12 protein-coding genes are annotated in these 13,568 nt (G+C 55.8%); 1 reads left to right on the forward strand and 11 read right to left on the reverse strand.

What is annotated here, in order from left to right; all coding sequences use genetic code 11:
• Positions 1-8: 8 nt before the first annotated feature.
• From K8R57_03490 to K8R57_03535, 10 genes are all read right to left on the reverse strand, one after another.
• On the reverse strand, positions 9-230 hold the full coding sequence (locus K8R57_03490) for a hypothetical protein (protein MCE9587359.1): 222 nt from the start codon (positions 228-230) through the stop codon (positions 9-11).
• 80 nt (positions 231-310) lie between these two features.
• A complete protein-coding gene (locus tag K8R57_03495) occupies positions 311-727 on the reverse strand; it encodes a plasmid pRiA4b ORF-3 family protein (protein ID MCE9587360.1) in 417 nt (138 codons plus the stop codon).
• 132 nt (positions 728-859) lie between these two features.
• Complete coding sequence (locus tag K8R57_03500; protein ID MCE9587361.1) at positions 860-1,435, reverse strand: hypothetical protein; 576 nt, start codon at positions 1,433-1,435, stop codon at positions 860-862.
• Positions 1,436-1,762: 327 nt separating this feature from the next.
• Positions 1,763-2,554 carry a DUF3800 domain-containing protein gene (locus tag K8R57_03505; GenBank protein ID MCE9587362.1) on the reverse strand — a complete coding sequence of 264 codons (792 nt, stop codon included), beginning with the start codon at positions 2,552-2,554 and terminating at the stop codon, positions 1,763-1,765.
• A complete protein-coding gene (locus tag K8R57_03510) occupies positions 2,523-5,096 on the reverse strand; it encodes an N-6 DNA methylase (protein ID MCE9587363.1) in 2,574 nt (857 codons plus the stop codon). The genes K8R57_03505 and K8R57_03510 overlap by 32 nt, the downstream gene beginning before the upstream one ends.
• A 365-nt stretch (positions 5,097-5,461) precedes the next feature.
• The gene (locus K8R57_03515; protein ID MCE9587364.1) at positions 5,462-6,286 is read right to left on the reverse strand and encodes a KilA-N domain-containing protein; all 825 of its coding nucleotides are present in this window, start codon (positions 6,284-6,286) and stop codon (positions 5,462-5,464) included.
• 14 nt (positions 6,287-6,300) lie between these two features.
• Complete coding sequence (locus K8R57_03520; protein MCE9587365.1) at positions 6,301-8,829, reverse strand: DEAD/DEAH box helicase family protein; 2,529 nt, start codon at positions 8,827-8,829, stop codon at positions 6,301-6,303.
• A 239-nt stretch (positions 8,830-9,068) separates the two neighbouring features.
• Positions 9,069-9,890: a sulfurtransferase gene (locus K8R57_03525; GenBank protein MCE9587366.1), complete on the reverse strand. Its 822-nt coding sequence runs from the start codon at positions 9,888-9,890 to the stop codon at positions 9,069-9,071.
• Between the two features lie 235 nt (positions 9,891-10,125).
• On the reverse strand, positions 10,126-10,362 hold the full coding sequence (locus K8R57_03530; protein ID MCE9587367.1) for a hypothetical protein: 237 nt from the start codon (positions 10,360-10,362) through the stop codon (positions 10,126-10,128).
• 2 nt (positions 10,363-10,364) lie between these two features.
• Positions 10,365-11,018 (reverse strand): NAD(P)H-dependent oxidoreductase, encoded by a 654-nt coding sequence (locus K8R57_03535; protein ID MCE9587368.1) that lies wholly within the window; start codon positions 11,016-11,018, stop codon positions 10,365-10,367.
• Between the two features lie 114 nt (positions 11,019-11,132).
• On the opposite strand from K8R57_03535, the gene K8R57_03540 reads away from it, so the two are divergent.
• The gene (locus K8R57_03540; GenBank protein ID MCE9587369.1) at positions 11,133-11,372 is read left to right on the forward strand and encodes a CDGSH iron-sulfur domain-containing protein; all 240 of its coding nucleotides are present in this window, start codon (positions 11,133-11,135) and stop codon (positions 11,370-11,372) included.
• Positions 11,373-11,659: 287 nt separating this feature from the next.
• Here K8R57_03540 and dxs read toward each other — a convergent pair whose 3' ends face one another.
• A complete protein-coding gene (gene dxs / locus K8R57_03545; GenBank protein ID MCE9587370.1) occupies positions 11,660-13,552 on the reverse strand; it encodes a 1-deoxy-D-xylulose-5-phosphate synthase in 1,893 nt (630 codons plus the stop codon).
• Between the last annotated feature and the right edge of the window lie 16 nt (positions 13,553-13,568).

The raw sequence follows: 13,568 nt of genomic DNA on the forward strand, positions 1-13,568 counted from the left end.
GGTCTGCTCTAGCCTTGGGGACTTTTACCGGCTTTCTGTTGACGACTGCGCTGTTGCTGGGCCACTTGCCCCATCGCCTCGGAGAGATCCCTGCCGATCATGGACCAGTCGGACTGCATGGAGCGGGTATCAGCTTCGGCGGGTGTCGCCGAAGCGTTGAATTCGTAAAAATTGCCACTCAGGCCCACGGCGCTTCCCATGCCTGTAAGGAATCCTGCGTCAGCAGACAAAAAGTGGTGCTGAGTGTCCCCATGGGGTGTCTGGCTACATCTTCCAGCTATTCAGGTTGTCAGAGGTGTTCAACGAAATTTCATTCCTCCTCGCAGGGTGGATACTGCACGGGAGGGTTGCCTTGTCGGGAAAGTACCCTGCGGTGGCGTCGGGTGGCCTCTTCCTCGCCAATGTCGATGCAGGTGACGGGAAATTCCCAGTCATCCCCGTAGTCGAAGTGGAAGAGCATCGTGCGCCCCTTGGTGAAGACCTCGGAGATCAGCGTCTTTTTCACTCCCGGATCGTCGTCGGCCTCCCCGATATCGGCGAAGAGGGTGTAGTGTTCCTTGCTGTCGTAGGGATTGTTCAGATTATCGCAGAATTGGAAGCAGTGATCGAAATCGAATTCCAGCGCCTTGATAAGCGTCTCAGCCAGATCATAGAGCGTGTATTCTCCGAGGAAGCCAACCGTGGCGCGGAACTTCTCGTATCTAATCTCGAAGATGTAGGTCTTCATTGGGGGATCTTTAAGAGCGATCATCGCCGAAATGTTATGTGAAAAGAGAGGAAAGAAGAACCACGAACATCACGAAAGACACGAAAAGAGAACTGAGATTTCAGAAGTAATCAGCACTTTGGACGAAGGGAATTATCCATTGAGATCCTTCTCAAGCTGATAGACCACATCGGCGATATAGTCATGAAACCCCCATCCGACGCCATCCGATATTTGCTCCAGCTTCGAAAAGCGCGCGCTGAACTTAGGATAGTGTTCTCGCGCCTCGGATCGAAATAGTTTGGCCAGTTCCTCGAGAACAGACTCCACGCTGTCATAGAAGTCCTCATCAATGTCCCCGTATTCGCGGGTGAAGAGAGCACCGTTCTCCACGAAGGTCATCATGAGCTCTGCTGTGCCGGGAATGCTGCCCGTCGCCCTGCGGTAATCGCGGATATTCTTTTGTGCCTCCGCCAGATTCAGCTTGGCTTCTCCAGCCTTGGGGAAGAACTGCTTTGTGATTTTCTGTCGATAGGCTTCCAGAATCTCAGCGCCACCCTCCTCTCCTTCTTTCCCAGCATTGCATCGGGCCTGAATGAACTGACGATTCTCCGCGTCGGTCTCATAGAGAGCCTTGATGAGAGATGTGAGTTGGGCAGCATCCCAGCCCTGGATCTCCTGCAACAAGGTTGTCCAGCCGTCGTGTTTATTGGGTTTAGGTTGTTTCATGCTACAATGGTTTGCTGTGCGGCGAGAGGTGGGGTGGGGATGATTAACCACGAATAGCAGGCACGAAAGGGAGTGTGGAAGGATTCCTGTGGGGACTCGCTCTCTACCGAGAGGCTTGCCCGTTGACTCGGGGGCGCCTGCGGCACTTCTAACTCCTTCCGCCAGTCGGAGGTTTCAAGCTTGAGAGCCTTTTCAGAAGTTTCTTTGACGAATGGGGCACAATGTGGTCTAGTAGGAATTGTAGACAAGCGCAGGGTTTGTAGAGGTCACTGGTAACAGTGGCAGCCCGCAAGGGTGGGATCCTCGAACCTGGGGTCTACACCACTTTTAGAGTTCGCCAAAACCCGCCAAGTGCGGGTTTTGCGATTTCAGGTCCTGAAGATCTCCAGGCCAGAGTTTCAGGCCATATCCGAGAAGGGCACCACGATGCCTATACATGGTCGGGGCTATCAGCTTCAGATACTTGTCCTCCGTGTCGCCGTATCGGTTGGGATTGCAGGCGGCAAAGAGGCTTGAAGCCACGGCGTCGGCAACCTGCAGACCGGCCAGTTGGGAATGCTCCACAGGTCGCATCATGTCGGCATCAATCACTGACCAATCGATGGTGACACTCATCGGGTCAGACTCTGTTTTGAGCCCGTGGATATAGTCCCTGAGATCGTCATAGGACATCTGCCCTCTGTTCGAGAAGATGATCTCAGCCTTCCCATTGCCTACCCCTTCCTTGCGGTGATCACGGCAAAGCCAAGAGACCCTCTCCAGCAGCATTCTTGTCGCATAACGGTAGAGAAGATGCCTCTGCGACTGAAATTTCTCGGGTTCGATGATCGAGGGCTTGTGGATCAGCACGGAAACTGTGCGAAGAGGGGCCTGGCCGATTTGACGGACCCAAGGGATGCGCTGGGCATGCCCCATCTTGACGAAATGAAGGGCATCCTTATGGCCTCTCCCGATCTGAGCCCTGACTGTTCGCATCAACTCAACCACCGCCAGATCCTTTTCCGCCCTCGTCACGACGGCAGAGAGAATGAGCCAGCGGGAACTCCCGGAGAAATCGTCCCGGAAAACAAATCCCTCTTCGCCGGACTCATCCACATAGACTCGGAAGGATGCCTTCATGATGGCCCCAAGATAACCTAAGAAATCGAAGATTCATCTCCCCAGATGCGGGAGAGGGTGGTTTGGATTTTGGCTTCGAAGCGGGTGATGAGTTCGCGGTTGGCGTTGACGAGCGCTTGTTCGGCCTCGATTTCGGCGACGATGGTCTGCTGTTCGGCGAGTGGTGGGAGGGGATCGAAAATGTCTGGAGTACCTTGGCGTTAATATTGGATTGGTTGATTCCATCCGTTTTGACCCTTGAGCAAAAATCCTTGGCCTCTTTGGTGTTTAGGCAGCAATTCAAGTAAGGACCCAAAACTTTGTCCTTCTGGTAATTGATTCGAATAAGGTAGCCAGCGAAAACAGCAGGTCTACCTCCTCGGTAGATGCCGGTTTTTCCTACGTGTATCGGGCTATTGGTCCTGTTGAATAAAACGTCATTGGGTGACAGAAGGTATTTATCGAGGTCTTCGTCTTTGGGGGCGAATTTAAGATCAGACCAATCGATCTCTCCGTTTTGAATATTGCCCATTCGAAGGCAGACGACATCCCCGCTATCCAGAGATTTAAGGGAGCTTCCATATTGGAAGCTGTCACTGATCTCACCCAGCTCCACCATCGGCCAGGCGGGGTTGATGGGGATGTGGGGGCGGTAGTTGTCGAGGACGGCGCGGGCGCCGTTGATGACTTTCTGGTAGCCTTCGATTTCGGCGACGATCTCGCACTGGATGTCCAGCGGCGGCAGGGGGATTTGAAGATTTCCTAGCGTTGATAAGTTGAGGTTTGAGATGTTTGTCGTGGTGTTGGCGTTCTTGATGAAAAAGTCGAATGCGTACTCAGTTCTTAAGCAATGAATGAGATAACCATCGAGAATCTTGTCGCTGGGCCTGATAACGGACATGAATGCCCCAAATGACATTGGCTTCCGTACGCTTTGAACATGGGTTGTTCTGCCAAGCAGATTTAGACTGTTTGCTGTCGAAATAAGAATGTCTCCAGGCCTCAGTAGCTTGGAATCGTCTTTCACCAAGTTTCTATGAATGTGATACAAATCCTCTTTAACAATTCCGCTCTGTTGAGCCGCTTTTGTTGTAGCAACTAAAATGGAGTTCTCTGTCGCATGCTCCAACTGATCTGCTTTTCCAAAAGTTATTCCTCGGATTAACTCTGCAACTTCCCCTAAGGCAACCATTGGAAATGAAGAGTTCCCATTTACCCCCTCACGATAGCGTTCGCCACTGAGGTTGTAGTCGCCGTTGGCGCCGATTTTTTCTTTGGGGACGATGAGGGCGGTCGTGAGCGTGAGGTCGCTCGGATCTTTTCGCTCGCGGAGGGTGGCGAGGTAGCTCTCGAGTTCTTCCTGAACCTTCGGGAGGTCGTTTTTCTGGATTGGTCTGCGCTGGGCGCCGAGGTCGTAGCCGTCGTTCTCGACTTTGAAGAAGGCGATGGTTTGCGACTTACGGGCGAGGCTTTTGTCGAGGAGAAGGATAGAGGTCTTCACTCCGGAGTAGGGATTGAAGCATCCGGCTGGGAGGGAGATGACGGCGACGAGGGAGTTCTCGACGAGCATCTTGCGGAGATCCTTATAGGCGTTCTGGCTCTGGAAGATGATGCCCTCTGGGACGATGATGCCGGCGCGGCCGTTCGGGGTGAGGTGCTCGGCGATGTAATCGACGAAGAGGACTTCGCTCCGCTTGGCCTGGATGGAGAAGCGGTTGTGTGGGCGGATGCCGCCCTTCGGCGACATGAAGGGGGGATTGGCCAAGATGACGTCGGTGAATTCGTTCCACCGGGCAACATCGGTGAGGGTGTCGTACTCGAAGATGTGGGGATCGGTGAAGCCGTGTAGGTAGAGGTTCACCAGCGAGAGCCGGACCATGTCGGGGGAGATGTCGTAGCCCTTGAAGTTCTTGGCCATCTCGCCGCGCTGCTGGGGAGTGAGGGTGTTGTGACCCTTGGCATCCGTATTGGAGCGGAGGATATGCTTGTAGGCGGAGATGAGGAATCCAGCGGTGCCGCAGGAGGGGTCGAGGAGGACTTCTTCCTTCCGTGGGGCGAGGATCTCGACGATGAAGTCGATGATGTGCCTCGGGGTGCGGAACTGGCCCGCATCTCCCTGCGAGCCGAGCACGGAGAGGAGATACTCGAAGGCATCGCCGAGGCGCTCGCTGTGGTCGTAGGAGAACTCGTTGATGACCTTCAGGAAGCTCTTGAGGGTCTCGGGATCGCGGTAGGGGAGGTAGGCGTTTTTGAAGATGTCGCGGAAGAGGGCGGGGATGCCGGGGTTCTCAGGCATCTTGGCGATGCCGTCGGCGTATAGGGCGAGGAGCTCGTGGCCGCCGATGCCGGGCTGCATTAGCTTGGCCCAGCCGAACTTCCCATACTCGCCGCTGAAGAACTTTCGCTTGCCGCCCAACTCCTCGGCCTCGGCGTCCATGTCGTCCATGAACTTGTAGATGAGGGCGATGGTGATCTGCTCGACCTGGGACTTCGGGTCGGGGACCTTCCCCACGAGGAGGTCGCGGGCGGTGTCGATGCGGCGCTTGGTATCGGTGTCGAGCATGGGGAAGGGAGAAGGGGAGGGTTAAAAAGGTTGAAGCGTTAGAACGTGAAAGAGGGGGAGAGGCTTACTGAAGGGCTCGGGGATCGGGAAATTGGTGATGGGGGGCTGAAAGGCTGAAGGCTGAAGGGGGGAAAAGTGAAATGAATGGGATCAGGGGATAAACACGAAAGTCACGAAAATCACGAAAAGGTTAAAAGTGAGGCAGATGCGGTCACGATCTGTGACCGCATACTCCTTTTATGCTGATTATCAATTGTTTCTGATGAACTGGTCACAGTTTGCGACCGGTATATTGGAAAAATCTGGTTTATAGAGGGTTATGGTTTTGCGGTCGCAGTTTGCGACTTCAAAAGAGGGCGGCGGAACTACTTCAGGCGTTTGACGGTGTTGGAGGCCAGAAGGGTGGTCATCTGGGAGATCGCGATCTCGTTGAGCCTCTGGAGGCGGTCGGACTGGGAGAGGCCCTGACGGATCAGGACAGAGTTCAGGCTTTCGAGATTGGTCAGAACGACGAGATGCTCAATGGAAGCCTGATCCCGGATGTTTCCCTCGGCCTTGGGGTTGGCATCGCGCCATTCCTTGGCCGTCTTTCCGAAGAGGGCAACGTTCAGGAGATCGGCCTCGGAAGCGTATTTCAGGACGGTGTGCTTCTTGGAAAGGGTAGGAGGGATGAGGATGTCCCGGATCGCATCGGTATGGATGCGGTAGTTGATCTTGGCCAGAGTCCGCTGGAGGTTCCATCCAAGCTTAAGGCGGTCATTCTCCTCGTCCTTGAGGCGCTGGAACTCCTTGATGAGGTAGAGTTTGAACTCGGGGCTGAGCCAGGAGCCGAACTCGAAGGCGATGTCCTTGTGGGCGTAGGTGCCGCCGTATCTACCGGCGCTGGCGATCAGGCCGGTGGCTTGGGTCAGATCGATCCATTTCTTGGCAGAGAGGTAAAAACTGTTCCTGCCCGCCTCGTTTCTAATTCCCTCGAATTCGAGGGAATTAAAACCGGGGTTGTTGATCTGCTCCCAGACTCCCAGAAAGAGGACTGTGTCCTTGTTTTTGAGCCATTGTTCGATCAGGGCGCTTCCCCCGTCGAAGTTACGAACCATGTCAGTCAGGGAAATATAGTCTCCGTTCTCCTTTGAGAGAACGTTGATGCTAGAGCCTTGGACTTGAAGAATGGCTTTTGTCGATTTGGTCATGGGAGTGGGACAGGCTATCCGGCGAACTGATTCAGAGGGACATAATCCTTGATGTAGTCGGGAATGATGGTGCGGTATTTCTCAGGAACCGCCCTGTAGTCGCGGGTGGAGAAGACGGGGTTGGTCGCCAGATCCGTGAGGTGGCCCGTATCGATGATGTGTCGGACATGGTCGCTGGTAGCGTAGGCCTTGAAGTAGGTCTTCAGCGCGGGGATCGCCTCGCTCTCCTTAGGCTTGTAGTCGGAGACGAACTTGGAAAACTCCTCCTCGAGTAGCTCGTCCATGGATTTGAAGCGTGGGATGAGACCGAAGATCTTCTCGAGGATTTCGCGGAGTGTGACGCGGCGGTCGACAGAGGCGGCCTTGCGGAGCTTCTCCAGCGAGTAGTGCTGCTCAGGATTCTGGAAGAATTCCTTGTTCACATAGTCGATGACGCGATCCCATTGGCCGGCCTCGACACTGGCGGCGATGAAGTCGTTCTCCCTGATGATCTCCTCAAACTGCTGGAAGAACATCCGATCGATCTTCATGCCCTCGAGGCCGACAGGTTCCTCCTTGATGGTGGAGAGGATGTCCCCTCCGGTGTAGGTGTGTAAGGAGGGCTCTCCGATGCCTCCACCGCCACCCTCGCCGCCCGGAGCTTTCAGCTTGGGGAGCTTCAAGACCTCGTCGTAGTCGAACTCTTCCTCGAAGTATTGGCAGTTCGCAAAGAAGTCGAAGAGTTTGAAGGCGCTCTTTCTCGACTCCTTGATGCTTTCCTTAAGTTCCTGGTCGAAGAGTTGCTCGCGGAAGTCGTGTTTCCGAGTGCCGCGTCCCTTGATCTGAATGAAGTCGGTGGGTGAGAAGATGGGACGGAAGAGGCCGAGGTTTAGGATATCAGGGCAGTCGTATCCGGTGGTCATCATGCCGACTGTGACGCAGACGCGGGCCTTGCTGGTTTTGTAGGAGGGGAGCAAATTGGCAGAACCAAGGAGGTTGTTGTTCGTGAAGTTGATGGTGTGCTGCTGGGCTCCATCGACCTGTGAGGTGACCTGAACGGCGAAGTCGGACTGGTATTTGCCCGGGAACATCCGGTCGGCGATGAGGTTGAGAATCTGCGCAAGCTTGGCCGCGTGGCTCTGGCTGACAGCGAAGACGATCGACTTGCCTATCTCACCGCTGATGGGGTCGCGGAGGGCATTCTCTAGGAAGGTCTTGCAGAAGAGCTGGTTGGTCGCCTCGGAGAAGAAGCGCTTCTCGAATTCGCGCTGGGTGAAGCTCTCTTCGGAGGAGTTTCCCTCCTCGTCCTGGATCTCGGAGACATAGCCCTCATCGGAGAGCAGTTGTGTCGTGATATCACTCCGGGCATCGACGACGATAGGATTGATCAGAAAGCCCTCCTTAACGCCGTCGAGCAGTGAATAGCGGTAGGTGGGTTGGCCATCGTTGCACCCAAAGGTGCGGTAGGTGTCGAGCATGAGGCGGCGCTCGTACTCCCTCGGATCTTTGGCGCGGGCCTCCTGATGCTCAACCTTCTTAAGGTAATCACGGGGGGTGGCCGTCAATCCGAGTTTGTAGCCGACAAAGTAGTCGAACACGGCCCGGGCATTCCCCCCGATGGAACGGTGAGCCTCATCCGAGATGACGAGATCGAAGTCGGTCGGGGAGAAGAGGCGCTGGTACTTGTTGTTGAAGAGAAGCGACTGGACGGTGGTGACAACAATCTCAGCACTACGCCAGTCGTCGCGGTTCTCCTTATAGATGACGGTTTTGTAGTCGTTCCTGAGAATCTTGTTAAATTGCTTTTCTGCCTGTATCTCAAGCTCGAGGCGATCCACAAGGAAGAGGATCCGGCTCGCATTCCCTGTCCGAACGAAGAGCTTGATGATGGCGGCGGAAACCAGGGTCTTGCCGGTGCCGGTCGCCATCTCAAGCAGGAAGCGGTCGTTATTCTTGGAGACCGACTGCTGAACGGCGTGGACGGCTTTCTTCTGATACGGGCGTAAGAAGCGGAGGTCGTTGGTCTCGATGAAGGTAGGGCGCTCGGATTCATTCTTCCATCCCGCCTCAGCGGCGTAACCTGGGCGTTGAGTCAGTGCGACGTAATCGTCATCAACCACTTCTTTGACGAGTTTCTGTGGATCTGGCGTGACTCTCTGGAAGCCGATGACCGAGGAGGGAGTTGGAAATGCCGTGATGATGGAGGGGTTTCCCCGCTCCAGATCCCAGAAGTAATGAATGTCCCCGTTGGAAAGGATGACGAAGCGGCAGTCGAGTGACCGAGCGTAGCGGCGGGCCTGTTCCTTGCCGACTAAGGGATCCTTGTTCTCGGCCTTCGCCTCCAGAACGATGAGGGGGAAACCCTTCTCGTTCAGCATGAGGAAATCAACGAAGCCCTTGGAGGACTTCTCGAAGTTTTCGCCTATCTCATCAAAGGCCTGCTCTGTGAGGGCAACGCTCGGCTCGAGGCGGATATTTGCAGGGCCCTGCTCGTTCCCGAAAAAGCGCCAACCGGCTGCTTCGAGCAGCTTGTTGATCTTAATGCGAGCGGAGGCTTCTTTCATGAGATTCAGAAACGGATGTATGACTTGTAGCGTGTCAAACGGTGTCACCGCCACGGGATTCTGTTCTGTTAGAGCAGTTTTTCACCTATCCAGGATAATGCCCCAAGCAGACACCAAGCGTCCCACCCCTTATTTTTCCCCTCAGGGCGACGGTAATTTGAGGTTAGGGTCAGGCGGTCGGGGTCAGCTGTATGTCTTATGCTGCAACCGCAGACCAACGCCACTCTGGCCCGAAATCCCTAGCTCTTTTCATCGAAGCAGTAGGGGCAGCTCACCTCACAAACATACCGAGGATCCTTGAGCTCTTCCTCGGTGAGAGGCTCGGTGCAGGCGAAGCAGAGCTGACTATTGGTTTCCTGTAGTGCGGGATCGACACCCACGCGCTTGTCGAAGACGAAACACTCGCCCTGCCAGTGGGCTCCACCGCATTCCTCGAAGTACTTCAGGATGCCTCCCTCAAGCTGGTAGACCTCTCGGAAGCCTTCACGCTCCAGGAGTGGTGCGGCCTTCTCGCAGCGAATCCCTCCGGTGCAGAAGCTGACAACGGGAACCTCTTTCATCTCCTCGGGGAGCTGCTTCACTGCCTCGGGAAATTTCCGGAAGTGGCGGATCGGGAGCGTGACGGCTCCGGCGAAGGTGCCGAGCTTCACTTCGTAGGTGTTGCGGGTATCGAGCAGGGTGAACTCCCGTCCCTCATCCAGCCATTGCTTGAGTTTTTTGGCAGAAATCTTCGGTGCGGTGTGACGGGCTGGATTGATCCCCTCGACACCGAAGGCGATGATTTCTTCCTTCAACTTCACGAGCATCCGATTGAAGGGTTGCGCGTCGCTCTCGCTGCGCTTGACCTCAAGCGTCTCGAGACCAGGAATTGAGCGGAGTGTCTCAAGTAATGACTCCACGGCGGCCGATTCCCCAGCGATGAAGAGATTGATCCCCTCGGGGCTGAGCAGGATGCTCCCTTTGAGTTCCAACGAGTGGCATTCGGCTTTTAACCGCGCGCGCAGATCTGGAAGCTCGGTCAGCTCCGCAAACTTGTAGGCGGCAATGTTGAGGACTGACATGGGGAAAGGCTGTTAGGTCAGAGAAGAGATTACTCGCGCAGCCGTAACGGATGCGAAGCAACGGCCGGGCAAGCAAACGCAGAGGCGCAGAGGAAAGAATATATCGGCGTTATGGGAAATAATCAGAATTATGACTATCTCAATTTCTAATTCCTAACCTGTTCCATAGATTTCCAAATTCCAATCAATCTCTGCGCCTCCGCGCCTCTGCGGGAAAGTTTCGGTATGCTCCTACTCAATAGGTGAAGAGATCGGCAACAACATAGGTTCCTCCGGTTGCCGTATTGAGGGCGCGGAGGAGCTTGCCTTGTACGTTTTTAGTCAGGCGGCGACCCTTGCAGCCCCGCTGAACCATCTTATGGGTGATCTGTTCGGTGGAGGCGGCGACCAGATCATGCGACTTTAGCCCCTTCTCCGCCATCAGGCGGTTCAGGGGCTGTTCGCCGAGATCCCGTTCTAGTTCGTTCTCCAAGATCAGATTGTCTTGATAAGATCTGCCGCCGGGAAACGCACCTTGGTTGCAGAGGCGTATTTGTCCTCTGCGCTACGGTAACCGAGCGCACAGCAGACGACGGAGGCATATCCCTGTTCCTTGAGGCCAAGGATGGAATCATATTCCGCCGGGGCGAATCCCTCGATCGCGCAGGTGTCCACGCCGAGCAGGGCTGCCGAAGTCATGAGATTGCCTAAGGCGATATAGGCCTGGAGCGCTGCCCAATGGGGGATGCGGGCCTCGGCTCCCGGCGAGAGCAGGCTTCCGTACATCATGCCGCGGTATCCCTCGAGCGATTCGCGCGGGATGCCGCGTAACTCGACGACGCGGTCCAGGAAACGGTCGACTTCGACTTCCGTCATCGCGGTGCGTCCGGCCATGACGACATAATGGGAGGCATCGACCACCTGGGTCTGGTTCCAGGAATGGGGCTTGAGCTGGGCGCGCACGGCGGGATCCTTCACCACGAAAAAGCGGTAGGGCTGGAGGCCGAAGGAGGAGGGTGAAAGAACCAAGGACTCTTCCAGAGTTTTCCAGGTGGACTCGGAGATCTTCTTCGAGGCGTCAAAGGACTTGGTGGCGTAGCGCCAGTTGAGAGCGTCGAGGAGTTGGGATTCGGGAATGGTGTGGCTCATGGGATTGAAGAAGTGAATGTGATGACGGGACGAAAAAGAAGTTGTTCTTTCAAGTAAGCGTAACTAGAAAATTAATGTCGTTAAGTAATTATTCCAATCCTAAATCACTCTCTTATGTCCGAACCCGTTATCGCTCAAAAATCCCCTATCCCCGTGACTGTCGAGGCAGGCAAGACCTACTACTGGTGCTCCTGTGGCAAAAGCGCCACGCAGCCCTTCTGCGACGGCTCCCACAAGGGAAGTGGCTTCTCTCCCACACCCTACACTGCAGAGAAAGATGGCCCCGTTTACTTCTGCGGCTGCAAGCACAGCAGCAACGGCCCCCTCTGCGACGGCTCTCACAAGAGCCTCTAAGGAACAAGGCGCTCGGAAGAGCGCAGGGGTTTGGACTATTAGGCTGTTAGACTGTTAGGTCAGCAGCCATGACGAAGGTCTCGCGCAGAGGCGCAGAGAATAAAGAAAAAGGACCGCATGGCCAAAAAGCTTTGCGGTCCTTTTTCTTATCAGTAGTATCTTCAAGCTCCATGGCTCCAATCCTCTTGATCCCATGCATCCTAGAGAAAATCATTCTATCAATCTCTGCGTCTCTGCGATTGCTAGCCCGGCCGTTGCTTCGCATCCGTTACGGCTGCGGGAGAATCTTATCTTGTTTCCCTGAGTTCCAGATTAATTTCTTTTCCCTTATTAAGTGCCTGAATGATCCTCGCGGCGGCAGCCTTCGCCGTCATGCCGTACTTCTCACGGAGGATGGATACGGAGCCGTGTTCGATGAACTGATCTGGCCATCCGACGCGGACAAGCGGTGTGGTGATACCGGCATCTGAGAGGTGTTCCGCGACAGCGGAACCGAAGCCTCCCGTGACGGCGTGGTCCTCCAGGGTGCAAAGAACTTTCGAACCTCGGGCAAAGAACTCGAGCGTTCCCGTATCAAGCGGCTTAATCCAGCGGGGGTTGATGACAGCCGCCTTGATCCCTTGCTTCTCGAGGAGATCGGCCGTCTCTAGTGCCACCTCGCAGAAGTTTCCCAATCCGAAGAGCGCGACATCCATTCCATGGCGCAGTACCTCGGCCTTACCGATTTCGAGCAGCTTCGGCGTGGTCTTAGGAATGGCGCCCGTGCCTGCTCCCCTGGGATAGCGGATCGCGATGGGCCCCTCGTGGTGGTTGGCCATCGTCCAGAGCATGTCGACGAATTCTTCCTCGTCCTTTGCTTGCATCGCGATCACTCCCGGGATGCTCCTCAGGTAGGCAATATCGAAGAGGCCGTGGTGCGTCGGCCCGTCATCGCCGGAGAGACCGGCACGGTCCATGCAGAGCGCCACGTTGAGGTTCTGCAGAGCGATGTCGTGGACGATCATGTCGAACGCCCGCTGCATGAAGGTCGAGTAGATCGTTAGGAAGGGCTTCATCCCCCGGGTCGCCATGCCCGCTGCGAAGAGGGCCGCGTGCTCCTCGGCGATGCCGACATCGTAGAAACGATCCGGATGGCGCGCCGCAAACTGGGAGAGCCCTGTGCCGGTGGGCATGGCGGCGGTGATGGCGACGAGCTTGCGGTTGTGATCGGCAAAGTCTGAGAGGGTCTTCCCGAAGATTTCCGAATAGGTCGGGGAGACACCCGCCGTCGTCTCTCCTGTCTCCTGCTGATACTTGCCGAGTCCGTGGAACTTGTCGGGCATGGCTAGCGCGGGGGCGTATCCTTTACCCTTCTTGGTCAGGATATGCAGGATGACCGGTTCGTTCTGGGTCTTGAGAAATTCGAAGGTCCGGATCAGCAGGGGGATGTCATGGCCGTCGATCGGACCGAAGTAGCGCAGGCCCAGATCCTCGAAGATGACTCCAGGGAGCAAGATCTGCTTCACGCCCGCCTCGATTTTATGGGCGAGATGGCGCGCTGTCTTTCCCCCGATCCATTCCACGAACTTGGCCGTCTGGTCATGGAGATGGGCGTAGGCCGGGCTGGTGGCGATGCGGTTGAGATGCTCGGCGATGGCGCCGGTGTTCTTGGAGATCGACCACTCGTTGTCGTTAAGAATGACGATGAAGCGTTTGGTGGTCTCCGCGACGTTATTAAGAGCCTCGTAGCTGATCCCGCAGGTGAAGGCGGCGTCACCGGCAACGGCCACCACATGATCCTGGCCTCCATTCATGTCGCGCGCAGCCGCCATGCCAAGCGCCGCGGAAAGCGCTGTTCCAGCATGACCCGCTCCGTAGCAGTCATGCTCGCTCTCGGTGCGTAGCAGGAATCCGTTGAGGCCCCCATGCTGGCGCATGGTCGCCAGGCGGTTCCGGCGACCTGTCAGCATCTTGTGGATGTAACCCTGATGGCTGACATCGAAGAGGATCTTGTCGGCCGGTGTCTCGAAGACACGATGCAGCGCGATCGAGAGCTCAACCACCCCGAGGTTTGGCCCAAGGTGGCCTCCTGTTTCGGACAGGGATTCGATCAATTCCTCCCGGATCTCCTGGGCAAGTGCGGGCAGGGCACTCTCCGGTAGTTTTTTCAGGTCGGCCGGGGAATCAATACTCTCCAGCAAGTGCCGCGGGTGCTCC

The sequence above is a fragment of the Verrucomicrobiota bacterium genome (assembly GCA_021413925.1).
Lineage (GTDB): Bacteria > Verrucomicrobiota > Verrucomicrobiia > Chthoniobacterales > UBA6821 > UBA6821.